Source organism: Flagellimonas sp. (genome assembly GCF_965233845.1).
Classification (GTDB): domain Bacteria; phylum Bacteroidota; class Bacteroidia; order Flavobacteriales; family Flavobacteriaceae; genus Flagellimonas.
This window is the reverse complement of the sequence record NZ_OZ247584.1, coordinates 978,047-1,000,043: the sequence shown is the minus strand read 5'-3', so window position 1 is coordinate 1,000,043 and position 21,997 is coordinate 978,047. Positions and strand designations below refer to the sequence as shown.

Genomic DNA, 21,997 nt, shown 5'->3' with positions numbered 1-21,997 from the left:
AGATTGTTCGGTATCGGAGGGATCTCCGTCGGCTTTGTCGTGCTGCTGTTCCAACTTTCGGAACATCGGGTACACCGCAACAACGCCTTTACCAGACGCTATCCCCACCATCCCATCAATAAACGGTACGACCTGCCCTTGGGGTTCGATTCCTATTATATTGCCGGCATTGACAATGATATGCTGTACCTCGGCAATACCACCGCTCCGCTGCATATGCTGGAGGTCAACCTAAAGACGAGGGATACGGTCCATATTACCCTTGGGCTGTCCGACAGGGACCTGCCGTTCCAAGCGGTCTCCGTTCGGGTACGGTCACCGTATTACTATGTCATGGACGGTACAGTGCCCTGCATTTTTAGGGGCATCCTTGGCAACTGGAATGCCGGGGTGTGGATGAAGGACAAGGCCTATTTCACCAAGGCCCTGCCCCTCGGCCCGGATTCGTTCCTGATCAATACCATAAACAGTGATACACAACTGTCCTCCTTGGGACTGCTTACAAAGCAAAATGGCTTCAAGGTCTCCCTGAACCCCCGGATCCTCGAAAAACAGATCGATGGGATGTTCGACGTGGACGGCACCATGGTGGCCTCCCCCGATGGCAGTGCCGTGGGCTTCGTTTATTATTACCGCAACCAGTTCATGGTCATGGATTCCCAACTGGGCCTATTGGCCCGACAGGAGACCGTGGATACGGTCTCCACCGCCCAAATAGAACTGGCGTCGGCCAACAAAAAGGGACTGGTGCAGATGAAGGCCCCGCCCCTAAAGATCAACCATACCGCGGCCCTTTATAAGGACCTGATGATGGTCAATTCCCCAAGATTGGGAAAATATGAAGAGCCCCGGATGTTGGACCAAGCGTCCATCATCGATGTGTACAATTGGAGGGAAAGCACCTATGCCTTCAGTTTTTACCTATACCATATCGGCCGGAAGAAACTGAAGGAATTTCGGGTACGCGACGGACAACTGATCGCCGTCGTGGGGGACATGCTCTCGGTCTATGGACTGGACAAGGGGCAATTTAAAATCCTGGGGAAACCGAGGACGGACAGTGAAAAACATAATGATTTATCGGCCGATAACAGGACGAAGACCGAAAACCTGTAAAAAAGAGTAGGTCACAGTATTAACTTAAATTTTTCGATATGAAAACTTTAAAGAACAGATTATTGTTACCGGTAGCGGCAGTTGTTATTGCCATTACCGCCAGCGCCTTTACGGCCACTTCCGCTACGGAGGTTGCCGATATCAACGACGGTTACCTGAACAGCACAGCCCCCTGTTCGGAACCGATACAGTGTGCCCCTTCGGGCAATGAACTTTGTAAGCAAGGCCAGCAACAGGCCTTTGGAAAGTACGTGCTTACGCAGACCACCTGTCCAAGGGTGATGTACAAACCGTAAGAACGGTTTTGTAAATTTACTTTTCGGGAAAGGGCTTTTACGGCCCTTTCCTTTTTTGTGGCCATCAATGCCAAAAAACCGTTTTCAGTCCCTCCTTCCTTTGCTCCCCAGGGATTCCAGGCATAGCATGAGATGCCCCTTTTCAATGCCGTCCCCGATCCGTTCCGATCTTTTTTCCAAAAGCGATCGTACTATGGCACGTTCATACCGGAACACGCTTTGGGCATGCGCACTGTACCCGGAATTAGCGCGGCACGCTTCCATTAACAGGGCCAGGTACTTCCTTTGAAGCTCCCATCGTCCAAAATCCCGACCATATCTGGCCCCCAAATCCCAGAACAGCCCATGCCGCAACATTTCCAGAAGGGTTTCCAACAATTGGTCATGGGAATCCCCAATGTGTTCCATTTGTTCGATCCTGCCCAACCTTTGCGGACCCATAAGCGATTCCAAAAGCTCCAGTCGGTAGCCCATTAGCACATCGTCCTTGTTGGTATAACGGATCCTCGACAGAAACTTTGGACAGGACAGCCATTTTGGGTCCGTAAGGACATTTTGCACCAAAAAGTCAAGGGCTTCCATTTGCCGCGTCTTGGGTATGGGGGTATAGACGGCTCCCGATTGGATCCCGGATTTATATTGGACGGTATAACCGCCCACCATGGTCAATACCTGTGACATCTCCTGGTGCCATAGGGCTAAGGTCTTTCGGTAAAGCCGTTCCAAGAGCGCATTGTCCTGTTGGGTCCGATCGACCTCTGGCAACAGCTCCAGTACCCTTTTAAGGTTCTTCAGTCCCAGTACCGCACTGGCCACGGGGTCATCATTGTCCATCACTTCATTGCCGGAACCAGGCCCCAAAATCTCGAACAGGTTCAGATTGTACCGATACCATGGTACGGAATCTTGTAAACGCACCAAATCCTCAAGGCCATCCTCATTAAGGGTTCCATAGCCCCATTGAATCTGGTAGGCATCCATGGGTCCCACCTTTTGGATGAGCAGCCTTGGTGGGATACTGTCCCCGGGCTGTACAATATGGTTGTGCCGGGCATAGCCCATGATGCTGGGGGTGTGTCCCATGGTCTGCAACCATGTACTGTCACGCATCCGCTCAAAGGGATAGGCGTATTCCCCGAAATGGGCATCCTTGATCCCTAGGGCGTGACCCATCTCATGGGACACCAGGGACTGGATGAGTTCCCCTGTCAAATCTTCCGGAAACGGGTACTCCCATGCCCGTGGATCCATGGGTGCACAGCGTACAAAGTAACGGTCCATTAGGTCCTCCAGGGACGAACCTATTACAAGGTCCGCCTTGAGGATTTCCCCGGAACGCAGGTCGGTCACTTTTTTTACCGTGGAACCATGGTCGGAGGAAAAGCGCCGGACGGGCTCCTTGTGGGGCCAACGGACCATGGAATATTGGAGGCTCTGCCAGTCCTCCATGTCAGGGGGCAGTTCCCTGACCCGTATGGCATCCCTATAGCCTGCCGCCGTAAAGGTGGGCGCCCATGCCATGATACCGGCTTTTATATAGGGCTTCCATCTCTCGGGGACCTCTGGGCCGAAATAAAAGGTAATGGGGAATTTGGCACTGCTGACCGTGCTGTCCTTACGGCGTTTTTCCAACCGCCATCTTGCAATATTGGCCCTGGCATGATTTGGGAAATGGTTGATAAAGCTGTTCTCGTCCTCGGCAAAGAAGCCCATGCGATAATCGAACGGTCTTGGTTCCATGGGGTCCGGCAACAGCATCAGGCTGAAGTGCACGGTCCTGAAATATCTGGCACCGTCCTTGGAAAACAGCCCCCTGACCTTCACCAACAGTTCGTGTTCCAAGATCCTGGCACCCTCCAGCTGGGATTCGGCAGCGGCCATCGTGCCATCGGTACCGGTTTGGGCAACCACTGGATTGTTCAGGAACAGTTGGCTGACATCGATGTAGTGGGCCCTTGGCCCTGTTCTGTCCAGGGTGGGGAATATCCCGAGTATGTCGTGCGGGAGATCGGGGTCTGGGGTCTGGGGTATCAGGATGCCCGATAGGGAGCGTACCCTTGGGGCTTCCAATACGATCCCGTTCCCATAGGGTTTCCAAACCACGTGCCTGTAGCCCTTATCATGGACCGCCAGTAGCATATCCTTTCCGAAGATTGTGGGATCCATTCCGATGATCAGTCGGTTGTTGTTCAGATGGATATCCAGGGTACCTTGGAACCCATTCTGTATTGTTGCGGTGATTTTGTTGCCCTGCCCCCTTAAGGGGCAGGTGACTAACAAAAAAATCAATGAAAACAAAAATCTACGAAACCGCCGTAGAGTCTTTTCGGATATGTTCTTGCAATGTAACATGATCCATATTATTGATATCCTTCGTTCTGGGGCAAGAGGTTGGGGTTGAGCAGCAGCTCGGATGCCGGCAGGGGCAACAGTACATCGGTGGCCTCCCAATTGGGTTTTATGGGGGACAGTTCACCATGGGCCCTCCCTGTCCGTTTTAGGTCGAAGAATCGGTGGCCATGTTCGGTGAACAGTTCCACCCGACGCTCCCTTTGGATGGCTTCCAATACGGCACCTTGTCCCAAGCCATCCAGAGGGGACAGTCCCGCCCGCTCACGGATGGGATTGAGATAGTCCAGCGCAGTGTCCACATCGCCCAATTGTGCACTGGCCTCAGCAGCAATAAGGTAAAGTTCTGCCAAACGGACCACAATAGAGCGTTCCTGGGTAGTCCCGGAATTGGTGTTCAATTTGTACTTATTGGGATGGTACCAGGTGCCCGTGCCGTCCGTGACGGCAGCGGCCCATTGTTCCCTTCTGGTATCCCCGGCCTCAAAGGTGTCCATCAAAACATCCGACAGTGCCGTGGTGGGCGGTGGCCCACTGGAAAAGATAAAGGTCTGCGCCTCCAGGGTATTGGCTCCGGCACCCCCTTCGGAAAACTGCCATAGGGTCTCGGGACTGTCTCCCAGAAAGACCAATCCCACATCCGTATTGAGAGCATGGTTCCCATTGGCAATGACATCCGAAGCCTCTGTATGGGCAAGCTCCCATTGGCCATTGTACAGGTATACCCGTGCCAGTATCGCACTGGCCGTCCATCGATCGGGGCGCACCTTTTCCAGGCCCGAATCCATGGGCAAGAGGCTTTTGGCAAGCAGTAGATCGGCAATCACCCTTTCATGGACCTGGGACACGTCCAGTTTTTCCGCTTCACTGTTGGCCACATAGTCCGTGGTCTCCACATAGGGTACCTCCCCGAACAGGTTCGCCAATTGGAAATGGATGAATCCCCTCAAAAAATAGGCCTCGCCCAAAAAACGGTCACGGTCACTTTCCGGGAGCATGGTGTTCCCCTCCAGCCCCTCAATAATGGCATTGGTGGCATGGACAAGGTTATAGGCCGAGCTCCAAAGCCCCTCCACATAACTGTTGGTGGGCAATAGGGTATTGTCATAAAAGGCTTGGGCATCGGGAAGGGACGTACTGTACAGTTCCAATTCATCGGTATAGTGCCCCAAGAGAAAGGACAGCCCCGAAAGCCCGCCATTGGTAAGTGTGTGGTCTCGAAGTCCCGTATAAACATGCACCAGGGCGGCATTGACCGTTGTGGCTTCCTCGAATACCACCGATCCCGTCAATTGATTGTTCGGCGGGTCGATTTCCACAAAGTCCTCACAGGAGGTCGTCAATATCAGTATCAGTCCCAAAATTGGGCAAAGCCATGTGGCCAGTCCCTTACTGGACAAAATGTTGTATATATTGGTCGTGTGTTTCATAATATCTGTTATTAAAATGTTAAGTGGGTTCCCAAAGTGATGTAGCGGAGCGGTGGAATGGTACTGCTGGAACGTGTTTCGGGATCCAGTCCGGAATAGGCCGTGAGGGTCCAAAGGTTTTGCCCCCGTAGAAACAGTTCACATCCAAAGCCTGTCTCTCCAGATACAGGAACGGTATAGGACAGTGACAGGGTCTTCAGCCTCAGATAGGAGGCGTCCTCAATGGTGGCATCGCTCTCGATGTAATGGTTGTGGGCCAAGAGGCCATTGGGATCCTGTCCGCTCGTAAACCGTTGGATGTCGGTCCGGTCACCCGCTGCCTGCCATCGGTCCAGTACGCTTTGGGGCTGGTTGGACATCCCCCCGACAATGCCACTGCTATACAGATAGCTCCTGCCCAACTGCTTGGTGAACTGGAACAGGATATCCAGATGGAAGTTTTTGTACCGCAGACCATTGGACACGCCCCCGAAATATTCAGGGTTCAAATCCTTGATCACCTGTCGATCCTCCGGTGCGGAGATTATACCATCACCATTGAAATCCACAAAACCATAGAGGCCCGTCTGGGAATCCACGCCCGTGGATTTATGGACCTTAAGGATATTGAGCGGTTCCCCTATCACCAGTTGGTCGGCATAGGTAGAACCTTCCAAGCCGGGGAACTCCATAAGCCTGTTCTTGGGCAGGGTCAGATTGATGTCCGTGGTCCACGTGAGGTGTTCCGATCTCAGGTTGACCGTATGGATTCCAAGCTCCCAGCCCGTGTTCTCCACCGTAGCGTTTAGATTGGCGGTCAGGGAACCGAAGCCTGTGGTGGCCGGCAGGGGGATGCCCACCAATTGGTTTCCCGAACGGTTCCGGTAATAGCTGCCGTTGATGACAATCCTGTCCCGCGAAAACCCGAGATCCAGGGCAAACTCCAGCTTTCGGTTCTCCTCCCAACTGAACCCAGGATTGAACAGACGGGTCGGGTACAGTCCGAAGATGTTCTGGTACTGGGCACTGCCAAAGGAATAGGTATCCAGGTACTGGTAGTCCCCTATCCGGTCATTGCCTGATGTTCCATAGCTGCCCCGCAGCTTTCCGAAGCTCAAAATGGGCAGATGTTCCTTTATGAAGGGTTCGCGTGAAAATATCCAGGCGGCCCCTACGGCCCCGAAATTGGAAAACCTGTTGTCCGGCCCAAAGCGGCTGGAGCCGTCCCGACGTCCCGTAAGGTTCAGGATATACCTGCCCCTGTGGTTCAGGTTCACCCTGGTGAACACCGCTGCATAACGGTACCGTACCTCACTGTTCCCGATGACCAGCAGGTTCGAGGCCGCCCCGATGTTCTCTATCAGGGCGTTGTTGGTAAAGCCCATGGCAAATTGGGACAGGCGGTCGTTGTTCCGTTCCTGTAGCGTGGCTCCAACAAGAACGTCCAGTTTGGTGTGACCCAGGGCATGGTTCCAATTAAGTTGTGGCTCCGCGATCCAGGAGGTCCTATTGGCATTGTTGTGGATGGCCGAGGACAGGTCGCTGCCCAGCCCAAAGGCGGGGTCGAAGGTCGTGGAGGGAATGGTCCGGAGTTCCTTCAAATGGCTCTGGGTAAAGCCCAAATTTGTGGTCAGGTGTAGCCCCTCCAAGAGTTTAAGGTCCACCGTGGCATTGCCGATAAGGTTGTTGCCTTTGGCCAAATACTTTCCCTCCAGGTTCCTCAGGGGATTGCTCCATGTGGAGTTTTCCCAATTGAGCGTTCCATCATCTTGGTACAGTGCCGGGGCATTGGGTGCCAGGGACAGCACCTCCCGGATAAGGTCGGTGGCGATAAGGTCATTGTCACTGGACGAATAGTTGGCCGAAAATCTAAAATTGAGCCTATCGTCCTTGGTCCTGTGGTGTAGATTGGCCAAGACTGAAATGTTCCTATTGCCGAAATCACCGGGAAATACAGTCGTCTGCCTGTTGAAGCTTCCGCTGACCAGGAACCTGGTCCGCTCGTTGCCCCCAGAAAGGGTGCCCTTTATGTCTGTCAGTTGGGCCGTTTTGCCGAACAGCACCTTTTGCCAATCGGTCTCCCTGTTTTGGTCCCAAGTCCCATTGAGGTCATAGGCGTTGAAAGGCAGCGGGTCGATTCCGTCATTGGCAAAGGCCTCCCGCCGCATCATCAGATAGTCCTCCGTGCCGAGCAGGTCCATAGTCTTGGCAACGGCCCCAAAGCCGGTGGATATATCCAGGTCAAACTGTGTGGCCCCTTCCCTGCCCGACCTTGTGGTGATCAGTACCACACCATTGGCGCCCCTGGAGCCATAAATGGCCGTGGCATCGGCATCCTTTAGGATTTCGATGCTCTCAATGTCAGCGGGATTGATATGGTTCAAGGGTGAAAATCCTTTGCCACCGGGCAGGATGGAACCAGAGGTCTGTACATCGCCCAAGGGCTCGGAAGCATAGGGAACGCCGTCCACGATATAGAGTGGGTCGTTGTCGTCTGTACGGATGCTGCCACGTCCCCTGATCCTGATATCGAAGCCTGCCCCGGGCACGCCCGAGGTCTGGATGATCTCCACTCCCGCTACCCTTCCCTGTAGGGCGGCCAGTGGATTGGGAAGGGGCTGCTGCTCAATATCCGCCCGGGAGACCTTGGCTATGTTGCCCGTCCGCTCCTTCTCCCTCACGGAATAGTAACCGGCATTCAGGACGACCTCTCCCAATTGGGTCACGTCCTCCTCCATCTGGACATTGATGGCCATTCTGCCGTTAACGGCTATGGTCTGGGTGGTAAAGCCCAATGCCGAGAACACTAAGGTATCATTTTGGCTTGCCTGGATGGAAAAGCTCCCGTCCACTTCGGAAATGTTCCCAATGGTGGTACGTTGCACCAGGACGTGCACACCGGCCATGGGCTCACCGTTCATATCGGTTATGGTGCCCGTTACATTGGTCTGTTGGTCTTGAAAGGCATCCATGGGGCGGGTTGCCATGGTACTGCCTGCATTCATTTTGCTGGTAAGGAATGGGGATACTATAAAGTATATCGCAACGAATAGGAGTGCCCTACCCGTAGGTTTTGGTATTTTTTTCATATCTTTTGAGTTAGGTTGAACAAATTGTTTGATCAATGCCTCCAGATGTAACCATCGTTAGTTGGTCTGGAGGCGTTTTTTTTAATGTCTATCCATAGGCCATGAAAGGTTTTATGGGTTGAAATTTGGACATGGACAGCCTGGGAGCATTTTGGCCAAAGCATGGTCAAAAGCCCTAGGTCATGAACATTAGGCTATAAATGAAAAAGTATGTCCGGAGGCAATTAAAGGTACAGGGGTTGTTCGCTATGGGATAAAAAAAGTGTCGTAATCCGGAATCGGTGTGCCGTGGATCCCATAACCATTAGCCTATATTGGGCATTTGGGCTTCTTTATAAAAAGCAGTTCATAATTGGTCTTACCGGACCGATAGACCATCCCAATCCAATGGTTGGGAAAGTTTGGTTTGTTAGTCTTTTGGTATGGTTTTTTAAATCCCAATGGTTCTGAACGCTTGGTTTTGTATATAAGCTCAAGGTTATTGCGATGTTCGGAAAGCCATTAGAAAGCAGTGCCATGAATTGTTGAGTCAGCACCAAAAAAAGAGCGTGGAACTCAACTTACCCGCTAGCGGTACTGGTATACCTTGCAGAGACAAGAGAGGCCACGCCCGGGTCGTGAGCCAATCTACTTATCATCCCTTCTGCAAAAATTACCAGTTTTCTAGCGAGAGACTCAAAGCAATAGCTTCGAATATGTTCTATACGACGAATCGCAATTATAATTTTCAAAAAGCAATGTACAAATACAATAGCAAATGCCTTAACCTGATTAAGATTAATTTTACCCTATCCTAGCTTTATAACCCAATCTTTGCTTATTTTGTAATAAATCTTTTACACATGAATAATATTGTTGGAAATAAACTTAGATCTCTCCGAAAGAATAAAGGTTTTACACAAGAGCAAGTTGCAGATTATTTACATATTTCTCAATCCGCATATGCCCGTATGGAAAACGGTGAAAGCAATTCTTGGTCAGCCCACATAGAAAGTATATGCCAAGTTTTTGAAATATCGCCCGAGGATTTGTTGAAAAGTGAAGCTGTTATCATCAACAATAACCAACAAGGCGGTAATTCGGCCTATTATATACATCAAGCTTTATCTGAGAAGCTCATAGAGAAATATGAAGCTTTGTTGAAAGAGAAAGATAAGGTTATTCAATTACTTGAAGAAAAATTAAAATAATTGGTGCTTATAATACAAATTATTGATTATCCGTTTTTACACCATTACGGTGTTACTATTGCAATGGCCAATCTAGCGAAAAGCTTTTTTCCAAAGCATCTTCAATTGAACTTATATTAGAACTCGTTCAAATAGTTTCGAAGATATTTCCTTTAACTTATGATGGATTTCGGGCAAATCTCCTCTTGGCATTTGCAATGGCAATATGAACCTATTTAAGTGAAGGTGCCATGGCCTCTTTTCCTGATTCATAAGAGATGTGTGCCTTCACATGGGGTTATATGTGCCTCCGTCACTGAAGATGATACTCTTTTCATCTGAGTTTCCCTTGCCCGTTGAATTAAAAATTACCTATAAGAATTTAAGATTCAGTTGTTTTCTCCTCAATATAGGTTATGGGAATGTTTTTTACTTGCACCTTTCCTTTACTGGGCATTGCATTATCGGCAAAGACCTTCCAAGTAATATAACTGTCCTTAAAACCGCTTATATCTGCAATTAATTTTAACTCCTCAGGCCTGGAATGCATTCCTGGTAAAATGGGGTCGAAACGGGAAGGCCCATATTCAGCTGTGTACCCTATTCCTGACGTCCGCATACCTATAACATCCCTCACGGTATTTTCCCCATAATATTCAACCATATCATAACCGCCCTGCTTAAAGGTTTTTAAATGTTCGGTTCCTTCACTCTTTAAAAAGTGCCTGTTAATAAAGACATAGTAGTTTACATAGTTGGCATAGATATTACCGTTGTTTTTGGCATAGATCTTTAAAACGCTTGTCGTATTGGATTGTGGAATCACTGTAGTACCGAACCAATCCGGTGCCGGATTAGATTCCAGATGTCTGGTCTCTATTTCAAATTCCAATTCAATTTTAGGATATGATGCCCTGTTCATCACATCGCGGATTTCATAGTCTTGCATAGGCTCGGACTGAAAATTGTAACGCTTATAGTACTTGTTGTCGGAAGCTTGATGGGCAGTCGAACTTTTTGGGATGTTCACTACATAAATTACTGTATTTTCCGTTTCGGATACTGTTACTGGACAAATTTCAGTTCCTTCAATCTTTGGCTGTATCCTTGTGGCAATCACCTGTTCCAACCATTCTTTTGAAATTCTGCTCCTTTCAACAGGGTCAATTCTTTCAGGAAGGTGGTTTTTGTCCGAATCATCGAATTCTTTTACCCCGTAGATGATCACCCCACCATTGGAATTGGCGAAGGCAGACACGTCCTTTGATATTTCATTCTTCTTTTTATCATTATTGGCCAATGCCCCGGCCGCTTTGTAATCGAGTGAATTGCTTTCCTCTATTTGGTTATCTATATATTGTACTATTTTTTCCAATGTCCATGCTTCCATGCTAGTCTTTTCTTCCTTTTTTAATGGTTGTAATCTGGATTTGGTTGGTCATCAACTGCCTAATAGCCTCGAACACTTGTTTAAATTGGTCATCATATTTATTTTCCAACTCGTCTATCTTTTTGGCAAGTTCTGCTTGAGAGGCAAGTATTTCCCTAAACTTGACAAAAGCCTTGACAATTTGTATGCTTGCCTCTATTGCTATCTTGCTTTTGAGTACACTTGCGAGCATTACGGTACCGTGCTCGGTAAAAGCATAGGGAAGGGTTCTCCGTCCTCCCCAACTTGAGGTCGCATTTTGCGACTTCAAGATTTCAAACTCCTTTCGGGAAAGTTGAAACATAAAATCCTCTGGAAAACGCTCAATATTACGTTTTACCTGTTCATTTAAACGCTTGGTCTCTACACCATATAATTCGGAGAGGTCGCTATCAATCATGACCTTTTGCCCCCTGAAAACATAGATTTTGTTTTCGATTGGCGTAGATGGCATTATTTCGATTTTTCTTGACATAGACTTTCACCGACACAAATTGATTGTATCTTCAATATTTATCACATTTTATAAAACTGGAATTTTCCAACCAGAAAAATATTAATTATTTCTTGGTTCTTTGGCAACTTGAAAATTAAATTTTGTAGAATGCCTGTCCTAAAGATAAGGCATCCACAATATTATTAAACCCTGGAATACCGTTCCCTTATTTTGGAACAAAGGTTATGGTGCAACAGTCGGTACTGTTCCCTATCGATGGACATGGACACCTGCCATCCCTCCATCGCCTTGTCAATGGTATCTTGGGGAGTCCCCTTTTTGAAACGGTGTACCATGAATTCACAGGACTCCGATGCCATCAGGGCATTGATGGAGTCCCTATATAGGGCCATGGCCTCTGCAGAAGCCAATAATATGTGGATATACCCGGAATTTTCCATGTCGATGGTAGGGGGAGGCTGCGAATGTAACATTATTTTTTATTTACATCAAAATGATATTCAACATAGTAACCTATTGTTTACCAATATCAGTACAATGGTTCCACATAGGCCCACCGTCCCCAGATGGCCATGTCCCGTTCGGGTATATGGTCATTGTGGAACAGTAGCTCGAACTCCTCTACGATTTCCTTCACGGCAGCTTGTTCCGTGGTTCGGATGCGGGTCTCATAGTTGGACTGGGTACCGCTCTTTGTAAAATTCAATGAGCCCAAATAGGCAATCCTATCATCGATGATATAGACCTTGCTATGGAGGGTCGTCGTCGATCCGTTGCTTCGGGACAGCTGCACCCTAAAGGGAAATACCTTCTCGTAGGTATAGTGGTAAACCCTGGTCCTCTTGATGCTCCCCTTCAACCATCCTGCCACCAACAATAGCCCAAGGGCAATATCTGCGAGATACAGGGCTTCTCGATCCATGCCCATGGAATACTTGGCAAATACAGCCAGTGCCCCGGCACACAATAGGACCGACCAGCACAGGATACGGACTATCTTTAGGTTCCTCCGTTTGGCCCGAGCCGTCCCGTCAACATGAACCTGTTGCCGTAGGAGCTGTCGGATATGGTCACGGCTCCGTTCCCCATGGGTCTCCAGGTCGTCCGAGGTGATCAGCCGTATCGCTACGCCCTGTTCCTGCAGGGCTATCAGATCCCGCGTCAAATCGGGGTTCACAAAGGGGGATATAATCTTCACCGAAAGTTGCGCCTGGTCGATGTCGTGCAACAGTTTCTTTCCGGCGCCCGTACCGATGTACAGGTCGCAGTTCACATTGTTATAGTACATAGTTGGATTGCATTCAATGGTGTTTGCTGGGGAGGGTACAAACACCATGGTTAAACCCACAATAAATAAAATCCATGCCTGTTTTCAAATCCGACCCTTCCAATTAATCCCTCTCGGATATGTTTTAATCCCTCTGGGGTAAGTTTTCCGTTTGGACTGGAACCATAATTGCTATCGGAACATGGATTTGACCTCGGAGTGGATTTTCCGATAGTTGGCCTCCAGGTCGGACGGTGACAAGGGCATGGGACCCGGCAGTTCCCGTTGGATATTGGGCCGTCTGAACCGTACCTTTCGGTCCTTGCCATCGGCAAAGACCACGAACTCCCCCTGTTTCAGTCCATAGAAGGTCGAGGCCCGCCGTTTGGCCACTTCCTTCTCCCCTTTGGTAATCCGGGTCTCCAAGGTCAGCCCACTGCTCTTGCTCACGCTCCGCGTGGGAATCTTGACGATCTCAAAAAAGCGCTCATAGTATTTGGCGGTATCGGGGTCGTTCGCTTTGCCAAAAAACTGGTAGGACAGGTTGCTCAGAATGGCCTTGCTCGCCCGGTCCCCGTACATCATATCGTTCTGGATCTTGTCCTGGAGCACATATAGGGTCACGATGTCATAGCTCCGCAGGGTGGCCGGAATCCGATGCATGTTGAGCAATCTAAGGGTCGAGGCTTCTTCCAATAGCATGAAGGAAGGGTTACGGCCCCGTTCGCTCATCTGCTTGGAGATGGTATGGATGGTCGTGGCGATGACCGGGGACAGGGAGGCATCCTTTTTGGGGTTGTTGACCACACAGATCACCGAAGGGTTCTGCGGATTGTTGATGTCCAAACGGATATCATCAGAGGACAGGGCCATGAACAGTTTTTTGGTGCTGATCTTCTTGAAGGCATTGGCCAGGGTGCTCTTGACCCCTGCTGTTTGTCGCTCCGACCCCACCCCACTGATAAAGGCGTCCGCCATCGCCCGGGCGGTCAGGTTCAGTTTTAGGAACTTGATGAGCCCCTTGGTGTCCAATTGCTGGTAGAGGGCAATGAGATGGGGAATGGTACAATAATCGGGATAGTCGGCCTTCAACCGCCAGATCATCCCACTGACCAGCCCCTCCACGGCATCCTTGAAAAACCGTGAGGTACTGTTCTCGTCCTCGGCCTTCAGCTCCAAAAGGTTTTCTAAGAGCACCCGTGAGATCTCGTACACGCTTTCCTCATCGGGCAAATATCGTGGGGCTATGGGATTGACCCGTTCGTGGATGGGATCAAAGGACACGATATGGAACGGCACCCCATTGTTCCGGAACATGGGATAGGCCATTTCGGTGATCTCAAAATCCTTGTAGTCATGGATGACCCCACAGAACTGTTGGGCCTTGAAGTGCCCCAAAAAATTATGGATGACACTCTCGGTCTTCCCGCTACCCGCCGAGGCGATGACCGATACGCCCCTACGGATGTTCTCCAGCACAAACCGCCGTCCCCTGACGTTCATCCGCACACGGTATATTTTCAAGTTCTTGGTATCCGTTTCATCGGGCATAAGGGCAAAGAGGACCACATGGAGGAACGATAATGGCAACAGATACCCGAGGGATATCCGCAGGAAGAGTTCTTGTCCCCAGCCCATCCAAAGGGCCATGGCCGCCCCCAGTATCACCGCCAATAGGATGTAAAACCCAAATTTCAGGAAGCGGTTGGCAGCAAAGGACACCAGCCCCCCGATTAGAAGGGTGATCAAAATGGTATGTATTTCAAAATTCAACATCATAGTATTTTTGGATTATATGCCAATGGAACCGGAGTCCATCGCCTTGCCGATGCCCCGTTTGAGTTTCATCAGGGCCTTGTACGCCACCTGTGCCTGGTTCACGGGTATCGTGGGCAGGTTTATCCCTGCCTTGTTGAGCAATTGGAAGGCCGCTTGCCGCTCGTTGGCCGGCAGTCCCGCCAACATCCCAAAGAACTTTTTGGGGTCCTTGTCCAAAAGGTTGCGGGAGGTATAGCGCTCCACAAAATTGCGCTTATATGAGAATTGTTTATCAAAAGTAGCCTCCGCAGCCTTATAGAATTTCTCTCGGTGGAAGCCCTGTTTCTGTGCCTTTCCGTTCAGGATGGTCTCATTGGCCCGGAACGGGGTGAGAGGGGACAGGCTATGGCTATTGGATCTGTCCTTCCGGCTCACGATGATATGGATATGGCTCTGGTGGCCTTCCTTGGCCATGCCCGGTACGATGCGCCTGCCGTTCTGTTGGTGCGGGGCTTCCCGTTCCAGATCCCTAATGCGTTGTTGCAAGCGTTGGATGTTGCCCGTGGCTTCGTCTTGCTCGATACGCCGTATCTCGTTCTTGTGTTCCAGTATCTTGGAGGCAAAGGGCTGGTTCTCCTTGACCTTTCGGTCGGTCTCCGAATAGGTGCGCTCCCGCTCCAGCTTGGCATAATACTTGAGGTCGTCCACGGTCACCTTCCAGTCCCGATGGAAGGCATCGGCATAGGCCTTCATCACCTCACGGGTATACTGCCGTAGTTTTTCGGGGTCATTGCCGATGTGCTTCAGTTCCCCTTGGGAGGGGCTGACCACCAGCGAATAGAATTTGGGATCCTTTTTGCCCAGTTTGGCAGTATTGCCATCGATCTCGGCAATGACCGTTTCGGGATCGATATTACTTTCGTACTGGTCAAAGTATTTTTCCTGCTGTTCCTGGGCACGGTCCTCGTTCTCCTTCTCCAGGTAATTGACAAAATCGCGGACACTGCCGCTGAAGTTCCCTCCCATATGTTGTTTACTGATGGCGATGTACATGCTTCTATGAATTTTGTATGTTGCGTCTGTATTTTTCGATTTCCTGCCGGGTCAGTTCCAATTTGAGGTATTCCTTTCCAAAAGAGGGTTTGACCACTTTGACCCGGTCCAGGACATGGGAAAAGTCCGCCTTGAGGGCGGCCATCCGCTCCTCCAGACGTTCGTACCGCACCCTGGGCACAGTGGTTTCCTCGTCCCAGGTCTCATCGGGCGGACCGTCCTCGAACTTGCGCTCGATGAATTCCATGACTTCTTCCCCAAATCCATCGGCTTCTCCCTGCAAATGCTGCTCAAAGAGGGACTGCAACATGGCCATCGTCGGTTTGGTCTGCTCCTTTTCGATGCTCCGCACGATGGCGACCAGGGCATTGAACCGCCGTTTCATCTGGTATTTCAGACTGGCAATGGTCTCGTCCAACCGATCCTCCGGGGAGACCCCATTGGCCTCGAAGAAGTTTACCATGGCCAGCAGGGCCATCGATTGTGACCGTCCCTGTGTCCTGCAAAACCTCCGGTACTTCTTTGCGATCGAGACCTTGATGCTCAGACAGGTAAACTGCTCTTTTTCGTATCCTTTGTCCATTTTTCCATTAAAAATTCCTTGGTTTTACTGGGCCGGCGGCATTTTTCCATTAAAAACCGAATGTTGTCTTTTTTCACCAATCTCCCGAATACCCCATAAACAGGGGCTTTGCGGAGCAAACCGATGACGTAGCGCTGCGCCAGCACGCTACCCTCTTGCTTCTCCGATTTGTCCCGCAGGGACAAAATCGTATCGCACAACCGTCCTTAAAAAGCTGGTTGCATGTTCTCTGTGCAATTGATTGTACGGACTTTGGGAAGTCAAACCTAAATCGAATGCCGTACACTATAAATATATCGGGTTTTGAGCGAAACAAAAAACGCCGTTTGATTCCAATTGGTTCGGTTTTGCACCAAATTGTATGGAACGGGCGTTTTGGGAAAATTTGGGCGTCGGATTGGGGACGGCACGACAAAAAAACAAGGCTCTTTTTCAAGAGCCTTTGGTGTCAATTGGTGGTCTATACATCGGTGGGCAATTGCTCCCTGCGGTACTCAAACCTGAAAATCCAAAGATTGATTACCAGAAAGAAGGATTTTTCAGCGGGCGTTTTTTTCTCAATGGTTTCCTTTTGGTGTTTCCGTGCCGGGATTTCCAACGACTTTTTTACTGTTGTTTTCATAAGAATTGATTTTAGATTATCGATTATTTGATGGCATCCCCGCCCTTCCCAAAAATTTCAGCTCAAAAGGAAGCGGAATAAATAGTGAGGCACGAACGGCTTTATGCCGAAGTCTTTTGATGGGAATATTTTTGAAGGGCCAACTTGCGGTCAAATAAGGGATAGGTGTTGTTCGGGGCTGGACTGTCCTTTGTAAAGCGGCACATCCCATATTGGTTTTTGTGGGTTCGATACGCACGAAAACCAAACTGTGAAAAAAAAGACCCCATGGGCTTGGGGTCTTGGTCAATCGGTACACTTCAAATCTTGAAACTGTACCTATAATTGTACAGGTTGCGGATGGCTTCCTGTTCCAATAGCTCGTCGTAGTTGCTGAATTGGGTCTTGGCATAGCTGCGCAACTGTTTCCCGAATTTTGCCTCTACATCCTTTTTCGATAGGGCTATCAACCGTTGCTGTGCGCTGTCGTCAAGGTCGTTGAAATTTATATGTATCATTTCCATGGGATTGGACTGTTATCATTATAAATCGTATAGGTCGGGATTGAAACCATCGGGATAGTCCCTTGGGTCTTGGGTCTCTTCCAACCACTTTTCAAATGCCGTCATTTCGGTATCGGTGTCTTTCATGGCTCATGGTTTAAAGGTCTCCATTGTCGGAAAAGCTGTAGTAACCGCCATCGGGTGCCAATATGATATGGTCGAGTACCCGCACGTCGAAGAGTTCCCCTGCCCGTTGGATTTTTTGGGTCAGCTTCCTGTCCGCTTCACTGGGTTTCAATTGCCCAGAAGGGTGGCAATGGACAAGGATCATCCCCACACTTAGGGTTTTCAGTACAATGGCGAACAATATCCGCAAGTCCACCAACGTACCCGTGATGCCCCCTTGCGACAGGGGATAGATGCCCTTGACCTTGTTGGCATTGTTCAAGAGCAGTACCTTAAAGGTCTCGTGCATCCCAATGGTCTTTTTGTCCCAGTTTTTGTAGAGCAACTGCGCCACCGCTTGCGAGTTGGTAATCGAATCGGACTTTATAGTGCTCAATTTTTCTCGGTAACTTACCTGTATTTCGTTAACTTTGTATGTACTCATAGTTTACTATTTATTTTGGAATTCGTGAATCTTCGATTTCATAATTCATAATTTAGAATGTGAATGTGAATTAAAAAGAGGGTGCATCTTGTGGAGAGAATTGCACCCTCTTTTGGTCTCTAATCGTTACCGCCCAACAATAGGATTTCGTTGGCTACCACTTCGGTCACATAGCGTTTGTTGCCCTCCTTGTCGTCATAGGAACGGGAGGTCAGTTTTCCCTCAATGGCAAGTTCCTTGCCCTTGCCCACGTACTTTTCGATGATGTCGGCGGTCTTGCCCCAAGCGGTCACGTTGTGCCATTCGGTGTTGGTCACCTTGTCGCCCTCTTTGTTCCTGTAGGTCTCATTGGTCGCCAAGGACAGACGGGCTACTTTCTTGTTGTTCTCCAATTCGGTGATTACGGGGTCTTGCCCCACATTCCCAATCAACTGTACTTTGTTTCTCAAACTCATAATAAAAAGATTTAAAAGATTAATAATGCCCCATATCTCCGTGCAATTGCGCTTGGATTTTAAGGGGTGTTTGTTTGCTTCTTACGTGCGCAGCACAATAAACGAAGTGGGTTCGGTCAAGGCTTTTGGGAACAAATCGGGAGGCTCCGCGACATGGTTTTTACCGAAGGGCTAAAAACGAGGACGTGGAAACCCTATTTGTGAGCAAAACACCGTATGGCCTTGACGGGTTCCATAAGGGCCCTAGGAATTCCTTCAGACCCATTTGTGTCCGAGTGTACGGGAAGTTAAACGAGGAAAGCAAATGGTGTCCTGATTGGAAGTCCTTGGGCACTGCCCTGTTTTTCGATGTCCCGAAAAACAACCAGAGGCTTCTTTTATTATGAACCCCTTAAAATCGTGGGGGACGATCCTGGGGTTTCGGGCATGGGACCTGCAAATTCCCAAGAAGGATTTGCGGGAGCTTGCCCAATGGGAAACGCCGGGATTGGCGGGCGGAGGGCTGCCTTTGGGCCAAAAAAACGGGATGCCCTATTCCCACAACCAAAAAAATTTAATATTTTGTACCCTTGTTTTATCCCAAAACCTTGACCAAACATGAAACAACTGACTATTGCACTAATGGCCCTGTCCCTACTGTGTTCCTGTGGCAACGGGAAGAAGGAAAAAGCAGTGGACACTACCAAGAACCAAACCATTGAAGAGCCCGAAAAGGCACCTTCACAAACCGTAGAAACCAACGTCCCGTTCAATATGGAGACCCTGCCGATATCCATGGCGGAACTCGGGGACTTTCCCTTCTTGGGATTTCCCGATGGGTTAATGGCATATGGCGACCCTATCGAGGAAACCGATGGTACGCTCTACATCCCCATTAAGGGAACTATGACCCCGTTTGAAGGCAGGATTTGGAAGGCTGATATTACGTCCCTTGACGGTAATGGCGATGATTGGTCACTCCCCCAATTTTTCAAAAGCTATGGGGAGAGGATAAATGGCCTGGGGGGCACCTTGGTATTCGATGGTGAAATCGATTATGAGGAATATGAGCGATACCATGATAAGGCGACCTACATGGGAGAAGCCGGCTCCATTGGGTATGTCGGGGAACGCATTCTGGTCTATGCCATCCACCGTGCCAATGGTGCGAACGTGCTGGTCCAGATGACGGGCAATACGATTTCCGGTAAACTGAACGTCCTACAGACAGCCCCATCCAAGTAGCGGTATTCCAAAAAAAAAATCAAGAAAGCAAAAAACTCCCGATACTTAAGTACCGGGAGTCTATCTTTGGTGATGGTTTTTCCATCAGGCGTTGTCCCTTTTGATGGTTGCCTTGGGGTTTTTCTGCTTTAGGTCGTCCATTGAGGTTGCAAAGACCTGTTTCTGAATGTGCGGATTACCTTCAAAGGTCACGGTAAAGCGTTCCATGCCCGTAAGTTCCAACAGCTTCTTGAGGAGATTCGGACGGTCTGTCTTGGACACGCATTTGTAAATGTGGTGCCCCTTCAGCCCTGTTTCCGTGGAGATATGGCCATCCTCGATATAGTATTGCAGTTCCGACAGGGCATCCTGAAAAAAGCTTTCATAATCCAGATAGGCCATGTACTGCCAGTAGCTGCCTTCGAATAAAACCTCGGTGCCGCTACTGTCGATGTCCAGTTCGCCACCGAAGCCCATGCCCGGCTCCTCAAAGTTCATGGTAATCTTCAGGGAGGTGTAGGTCCTGGCCAGGGCCTCGAACAGGGGTACGGGCGGTGACCACGCACTGTCGCCGTAGAGTTTCAGTTCTCCGTCCCCTAGTTCAATGTCCGGGGCGAACCACTTGGTCCCTACGATGTCGTAAATCTCCCCAAAGGGAATCTCCCGTTTTAGGACGTGCTCGAAATCAATGTAGCCGTCCTCCTTGGTAAGCAGTTTGTGGAGGGTTTCCAGTTCCGCTTCGTTTCCGGTAATGGTAATGGTGTTGTAACAATGGTTTGCCATAATATACAGTGTTTAAATGGTTACATGCCTGGAAGTTTCATGCAACCCTGGCACGGGCCGCCAAGGCCGATAAAGCCATGAGCCCGCCGAAATGGTATATCGGTGCGGGCCGTAGGTTTGCCGGGAAACCCTCCAAGGCACTATTTGGCAATTGTTTATGGTTTGTTTGTGCTACTTGGAATGTATGGGAAACGGTACTGTGGAAACTCCGGTTTGGTGCGGGCACCGGAGCGGCCCGTTAGGGTCAGGCCATCTCAAGGACGGTCTGGAAGAGCTGTTTGTCCAGACGCTCCTGACGTGAAAAGCTCCGTTTCAGGGTACCGTGCAGGACGGCGTTGAAGGCATTATAGCCCAGCCAGAGGTTCGGTCTGGTGCCGAGCAGTAGGGCCTCGTTGTCCAGGATGTCGATGACCTCACGGGCCTTCTTGGACGGGTCGGCGTTCCTGTCGCTGCACTCATAACGGAACAGTTTGGTACGTTCCAGCGCCTCCCTTACGAAAGCCTTGGTGTCCAGCAGTTCGACGGCCATCATCTGGCTGAACCTATCGGAAATGGTGTAGAACTCGTTATCCATGAACTTTTGGAACAGCCCCTCCAGTTCGGGCATGATAAGCTGGGCACCGTTGGTGCTGTGCTTGATGGAAAAGGCTATCTCCGCCTGGGCCACATGCAGGCCGTTGGAGCATACCAGGCGGTAGAACCCGAAATGTCCCGAGGTGCGTTCGCTCCCATCGTAGGAATTGGTAAACCGCAACATGGGCAGGATGGTATCCTCTCCGTCTCCTACGGAGAACTGGGAACTGTCGGAGAGGATAAAGTCCATACTGAAGGTCCTGTCGTTACGGTTGATGGTCTGGCGATTGTAGTCCAACCCGGCATCGATGAGCATCTGCTCGGCTTTTTTAAAAAAGAGCTCGTTGGGAATGTGCCCGTAGCTCTTCGATACGATGTTCACGATCTTGCCATTGCTGACAATGGCGCGTTCCAGCCCCTTTCTGGAGGGCATCTGGGTCAGTTCGTTTAGCGGTCTTACCTCGGTAGGTACGAAGACCTCGTCCTGTTGCAATCTGTCTAAATACATAATTATTGGATTTTGGTTAAACAATATTTGCAGGGAAACCCAAACGGAAGGCAGGCTGTCGAGCGGCAAGGAAACGGAATAAACCTTATGCCGTCCCTTGTCCAATGACAGGCTGCGACGTTTTCCTTGGTGCAAAGGATTGGTTGGGATACTAGGTTGTTTTGGAGTTCCCAAAGAGGCCTTCCTGTCGAGGGCTTTCGGTCGAAGATGGTTTGGAAATGGACGTATCGGCCTTCATTTTTTGCTTTAGGGCTTCCCGGCGTTTGTCGTATATCCACACCCTTAGCCGTTTCAACAGGGCCTGCTCGTAATCGGACAGGGTTTCGGGTGCAATCTCCAGCATGGCCCCTATTTGACCTCCATTTTTGAAGGTCTTGGCAAATTGGAGGCCACACCAAGTATAGATGTTTGCCCACTCACTGGGCATGGGCGATTCAAAGGTCCGGGGCATCATATAGGCGACCACCTCGGTAAGGGAGGCCATTTTCTCACCTTGCATCTGGGTCAATAACCTCGCCAAGGTAATGTTGTCCAAGACCTGCTTGGGCACCGCATCCTGCCAAGCGGATGGATAGACAATGATGGGGCTGCTGAGGCAGTCCATAAATTCAAAGACAAAATCGGACTGTGCCTTTTTAAAGTGTTTTGGTGTCTGTTTTTGGGTAGTTTCCGGTTCCAGCTCGAAGCCGAAATCAAGTTGGTGCATGTTTGGATGTTCCATGATATTTGTTTTTATGGTTCAACAATATTTTCGGAACCTGTCAAACGGAAGTGTAAATTTTGGAG

General features: G+C 49.7%; 22 protein-coding genes. 5 read left to right on the top strand and 17 right to left on the bottom strand.

All coding sequences use genetic code 11. The features are described from left to right. The first annotated feature begins 39 nt into the window (after positions 1-39). Both ACO6S0_RS04575 and ACO6S0_RS04570 read left to right on the top strand, forming a co-directional pair. Entirely contained in the window at positions 40-1,116 is a 1,077-nt protein-coding gene (locus ACO6S0_RS04575; protein WP_422350826.1) for a hypothetical protein, read from the top strand. A gap of 38 nt (positions 1,117-1,154) precedes the next feature. Further along, positions 1,155-1,412: a DUF6520 family protein gene (locus ACO6S0_RS04570; RefSeq protein WP_422350825.1), complete on the top strand. Its 258-nt coding sequence runs from the start codon at positions 1,155-1,157 to the stop codon at positions 1,410-1,412. An 84-nt stretch (positions 1,413-1,496) separates the two neighbouring features. Here ACO6S0_RS04570 and ACO6S0_RS04565 read toward each other — a convergent pair whose 3' ends face one another. The 3 genes from ACO6S0_RS04565 to ACO6S0_RS04555 form a co-directional block, all read right to left on the bottom strand. Continuing rightward, on the bottom strand, positions 1,497-3,701 hold the full coding sequence (locus ACO6S0_RS04565; RefSeq protein WP_422350824.1) for a zinc-dependent metalloprotease: 2,205 nt from the start codon (positions 3,699-3,701) through the stop codon (positions 1,497-1,499). Between the two features lie 71 nt (positions 3,702-3,772). Then, positions 3,773-5,191 (bottom strand): RagB/SusD family nutrient uptake outer membrane protein, encoded by a 1,419-nt coding sequence (locus ACO6S0_RS04560; protein ID WP_422350823.1) that lies wholly within the window; start codon positions 5,189-5,191, stop codon positions 3,773-3,775. Between the two features lie 11 nt (positions 5,192-5,202). Beyond that, positions 5,203-8,259, bottom strand: a complete 3,057-nt coding sequence (locus ACO6S0_RS04555) for a SusC/RagA family TonB-linked outer membrane protein (RefSeq protein WP_422350822.1) — start codon at positions 8,257-8,259, stop codon at positions 5,203-5,205. Positions 8,260-9,101: 842 nt separating this feature from the next. On the opposite strand from ACO6S0_RS04555, the gene ACO6S0_RS04550 reads away from it, so the two are divergent. Next, positions 9,102-9,449 (top strand): helix-turn-helix domain-containing protein, encoded by a 348-nt coding sequence (locus ACO6S0_RS04550; RefSeq protein WP_422350821.1) that lies wholly within the window; start codon positions 9,102-9,104, stop codon positions 9,447-9,449. Between the two features lie 361 nt (positions 9,450-9,810). Here ACO6S0_RS04550 and ACO6S0_RS04545 read toward each other — a convergent pair whose 3' ends face one another. The 11 genes from ACO6S0_RS04545 to ACO6S0_RS04495 all read right to left on the bottom strand — a co-directional run bounded on the left by ACO6S0_RS04545 (position 9,811) and on the right by ACO6S0_RS04495 (position 18,147). After that, positions 9,811-10,818: a helix-turn-helix domain-containing protein gene (locus ACO6S0_RS04545; protein WP_422350820.1), complete on the bottom strand. Its 1,008-nt coding sequence runs from the start codon at positions 10,816-10,818 to the stop codon at positions 9,811-9,813. Between the two features lies 1 nt (position 10,819). Then, on the bottom strand, positions 10,820-11,311 hold the full coding sequence (locus tag ACO6S0_RS04540) for an ORF6N domain-containing protein (protein ID WP_422350819.1): 492 nt from the start codon (positions 11,309-11,311) through the stop codon (positions 10,820-10,822). 185 nt (positions 11,312-11,496) lie between these two features. Continuing rightward, on the bottom strand, positions 11,497-11,787 hold the full coding sequence (locus tag ACO6S0_RS04535) for a hypothetical protein (protein WP_422350818.1): 291 nt from the start codon (positions 11,785-11,787) through the stop codon (positions 11,497-11,499). 56 nt (positions 11,788-11,843) lie between these two features. Beyond that, positions 11,844-12,650, bottom strand: coding sequence for a phospholipase D family protein (locus tag ACO6S0_RS04530; protein ID WP_422350817.1), 807 nt, complete (start codon positions 12,648-12,650; stop codon positions 11,844-11,846). 123 nt (positions 12,651-12,773) lie between these two features. After that, complete coding sequence (locus ACO6S0_RS04525; protein WP_422351799.1) at positions 12,774-14,357, bottom strand: type IV secretory system conjugative DNA transfer family protein; 1,584 nt, start codon at positions 14,355-14,357, stop codon at positions 12,774-12,776. Between the two features lie 15 nt (positions 14,358-14,372). Continuing rightward, a complete protein-coding gene (mobB, locus tag ACO6S0_RS04520; protein WP_422350816.1) occupies positions 14,373-15,392 on the bottom strand; it encodes a MobB family relaxase in 1,020 nt (339 codons plus the stop codon). 4 nt (positions 15,393-15,396) lie between these two features. Then, positions 15,397-15,975 carry a BfmA/BtgA family mobilization protein gene (locus tag ACO6S0_RS04515; protein WP_422350815.1) on the bottom strand — a complete coding sequence of 193 codons (579 nt, stop codon included), beginning with the start codon at positions 15,973-15,975 and terminating at the stop codon, positions 15,397-15,399. Between the two features lie 460 nt (positions 15,976-16,435). Further along, entirely contained in the window at positions 16,436-16,597 is a 162-nt protein-coding gene (locus ACO6S0_RS04510; protein WP_422350814.1) for a hypothetical protein, read from the bottom strand. 299 nt (positions 16,598-16,896) lie between these two features. Further along, positions 16,897-17,094: a hypothetical protein gene (locus ACO6S0_RS04505; RefSeq protein ID WP_422350813.1), complete on the bottom strand. Its 198-nt coding sequence runs from the start codon at positions 17,092-17,094 to the stop codon at positions 16,897-16,899. Between the two features lie 142 nt (positions 17,095-17,236). After that, complete coding sequence (locus tag ACO6S0_RS04500; protein WP_422350812.1) at positions 17,237-17,689, bottom strand: JAB domain-containing protein; 453 nt, start codon at positions 17,687-17,689, stop codon at positions 17,237-17,239. Positions 17,690-17,808: 119 nt separating this feature from the next. Next, entirely contained in the window at positions 17,809-18,147 is a 339-nt protein-coding gene (locus ACO6S0_RS04495; RefSeq protein ID WP_422351798.1) for a single-stranded DNA-binding protein, read from the bottom strand. A gap of 594 nt (positions 18,148-18,741) precedes the next feature. On the opposite strand from ACO6S0_RS04495, the gene ACO6S0_RS04490 reads away from it, so the two are divergent. Beyond that, the gene (locus tag ACO6S0_RS04490; RefSeq protein WP_422350811.1) at positions 18,742-19,368 is read left to right on the top strand and encodes a hypothetical protein; all 627 of its coding nucleotides are present in this window, start codon (positions 18,742-18,744) and stop codon (positions 19,366-19,368) included. An 84-nt stretch (positions 19,369-19,452) separates the two neighbouring features. Here the strand turns inward: ACO6S0_RS04490 and ACO6S0_RS04485 are convergent, their stop codons facing one another. After that, complete coding sequence (locus tag ACO6S0_RS04485; protein WP_422350810.1) at positions 19,453-20,130, bottom strand: hypothetical protein; 678 nt, start codon at positions 20,128-20,130, stop codon at positions 19,453-19,455. A gap of 8 nt (positions 20,131-20,138) precedes the next feature. On the opposite strand from ACO6S0_RS04485, the gene ACO6S0_RS04480 reads away from it, so the two are divergent. After that, a complete protein-coding gene (locus tag ACO6S0_RS04480) occupies positions 20,139-20,372 on the top strand; it encodes a hypothetical protein (RefSeq protein WP_422350809.1) in 234 nt (77 codons plus the stop codon). Positions 20,373-20,374: 2 nt separating this feature from the next. On the opposite strand, the gene ACO6S0_RS04475 is transcribed toward ACO6S0_RS04480, so the two are convergent. Together ACO6S0_RS04475 and ACO6S0_RS04470 are read right to left on the bottom strand one after the other, a co-directional pair. After that, on the bottom strand, positions 20,375-21,211 hold the full coding sequence (locus ACO6S0_RS04475) for a DUF932 domain-containing protein (RefSeq protein ID WP_422351797.1): 837 nt from the start codon (positions 21,209-21,211) through the stop codon (positions 20,375-20,377). Positions 21,212-21,362: 151 nt separating this feature from the next. Further along, positions 21,363-21,932: a hypothetical protein gene (locus ACO6S0_RS04470; protein ID WP_422350808.1), complete on the bottom strand. Its 570-nt coding sequence runs from the start codon at positions 21,930-21,932 to the stop codon at positions 21,363-21,365. Positions 21,933-21,997 lie beyond the last annotated feature (65 nt).

Excerpts from the sequence above, each read along its gene's own strand:
- ACO6S0_RS04510 (WP_422350814.1), bottom strand. The coding sequence starts at position 16,597 with ATGAAAACAACAGTAAAAAAGTCGTTGGAAATCCCGGCACGGAAACAC.
- ACO6S0_RS04560 (WP_422350823.1), bottom strand. The coding sequence starts at position 5,191 with ATGAAACACACGACCAATATATACAACATTTTGTCCAGTAAGGGACTG.
- ACO6S0_RS04525 (WP_422351799.1), bottom strand. The coding sequence starts at position 14,357 with ATGTTGAATTTTGAAATACATACCATTTTGATCACCCTTCTAATCGGG.
- ACO6S0_RS04490 (WP_422350811.1), top strand. The coding sequence starts at position 18,742 with ATGAAACAACTGACTATTGCACTAATGGCCCTGTCCCTACTGTGTTCC.
- ACO6S0_RS04535 (WP_422350818.1), bottom strand. The coding sequence starts at position 11,787 with ATGTTACATTCGCAGCCTCCCCCTACCATCGACATGGAAAATTCCGGG.
- ACO6S0_RS04470 (WP_422350808.1), bottom strand. The coding sequence starts at position 21,932 with ATGGAACATCCAAACATGCACCAACTTGATTTCGGCTTCGAGCTGGAA.
- mobB (WP_422350816.1), bottom strand. The coding sequence starts at position 15,392 with ATGTACATCGCCATCAGTAAACAACATATGGGAGGGAACTTCAGCGGC.
- ACO6S0_RS04555 (WP_422350822.1), bottom strand. The coding sequence starts at position 8,259 with ATGAAAAAAATACCAAAACCTACGGGTAGGGCACTCCTATTCGTTGCG.
- ACO6S0_RS04570 (WP_422350825.1), top strand. The coding sequence starts at position 1,155 with ATGAAAACTTTAAAGAACAGATTATTGTTACCGGTAGCGGCAGTTGTT.
- ACO6S0_RS04505 (WP_422350813.1), bottom strand. The coding sequence starts at position 17,094 with ATGATACATATAAATTTCAACGACCTTGACGACAGCGCACAGCAACGG.
- ACO6S0_RS04550 (WP_422350821.1), top strand. The coding sequence starts at position 9,102 with ATGAATAATATTGTTGGAAATAAACTTAGATCTCTCCGAAAGAATAAA.
- ACO6S0_RS04540 (WP_422350819.1), bottom strand. The coding sequence starts at position 11,311 with ATGCCATCTACGCCAATCGAAAACAAAATCTATGTTTTCAGGGGGCAA.
- ACO6S0_RS04515 (WP_422350815.1), bottom strand. The coding sequence starts at position 15,975 with ATGGACAAAGGATACGAAAAAGAGCAGTTTACCTGTCTGAGCATCAAG.
- ACO6S0_RS04485 (WP_422350810.1), bottom strand. The coding sequence starts at position 20,130 with ATGGCAAACCATTGTTACAACACCATTACCATTACCGGAAACGAAGCG.
- ACO6S0_RS04500 (WP_422350812.1), bottom strand. The coding sequence starts at position 17,689 with ATGAGTACATACAAAGTTAACGAAATACAGGTAAGTTACCGAGAAAAA.
- ACO6S0_RS04545 (WP_422350820.1), bottom strand. The coding sequence starts at position 10,818 with ATGGAAGCATGGACATTGGAAAAAATAGTACAATATATAGATAACCAA.
- ACO6S0_RS04475 (WP_422351797.1), bottom strand. The coding sequence starts at position 21,211 with ATGTATTTAGACAGATTGCAACAGGACGAGGTCTTCGTACCTACCGAG.
- ACO6S0_RS04530 (WP_422350817.1), bottom strand. The coding sequence starts at position 12,650 with ATGGTGTTTGTACCCTCCCCAGCAAACACCATTGAATGCAATCCAACT.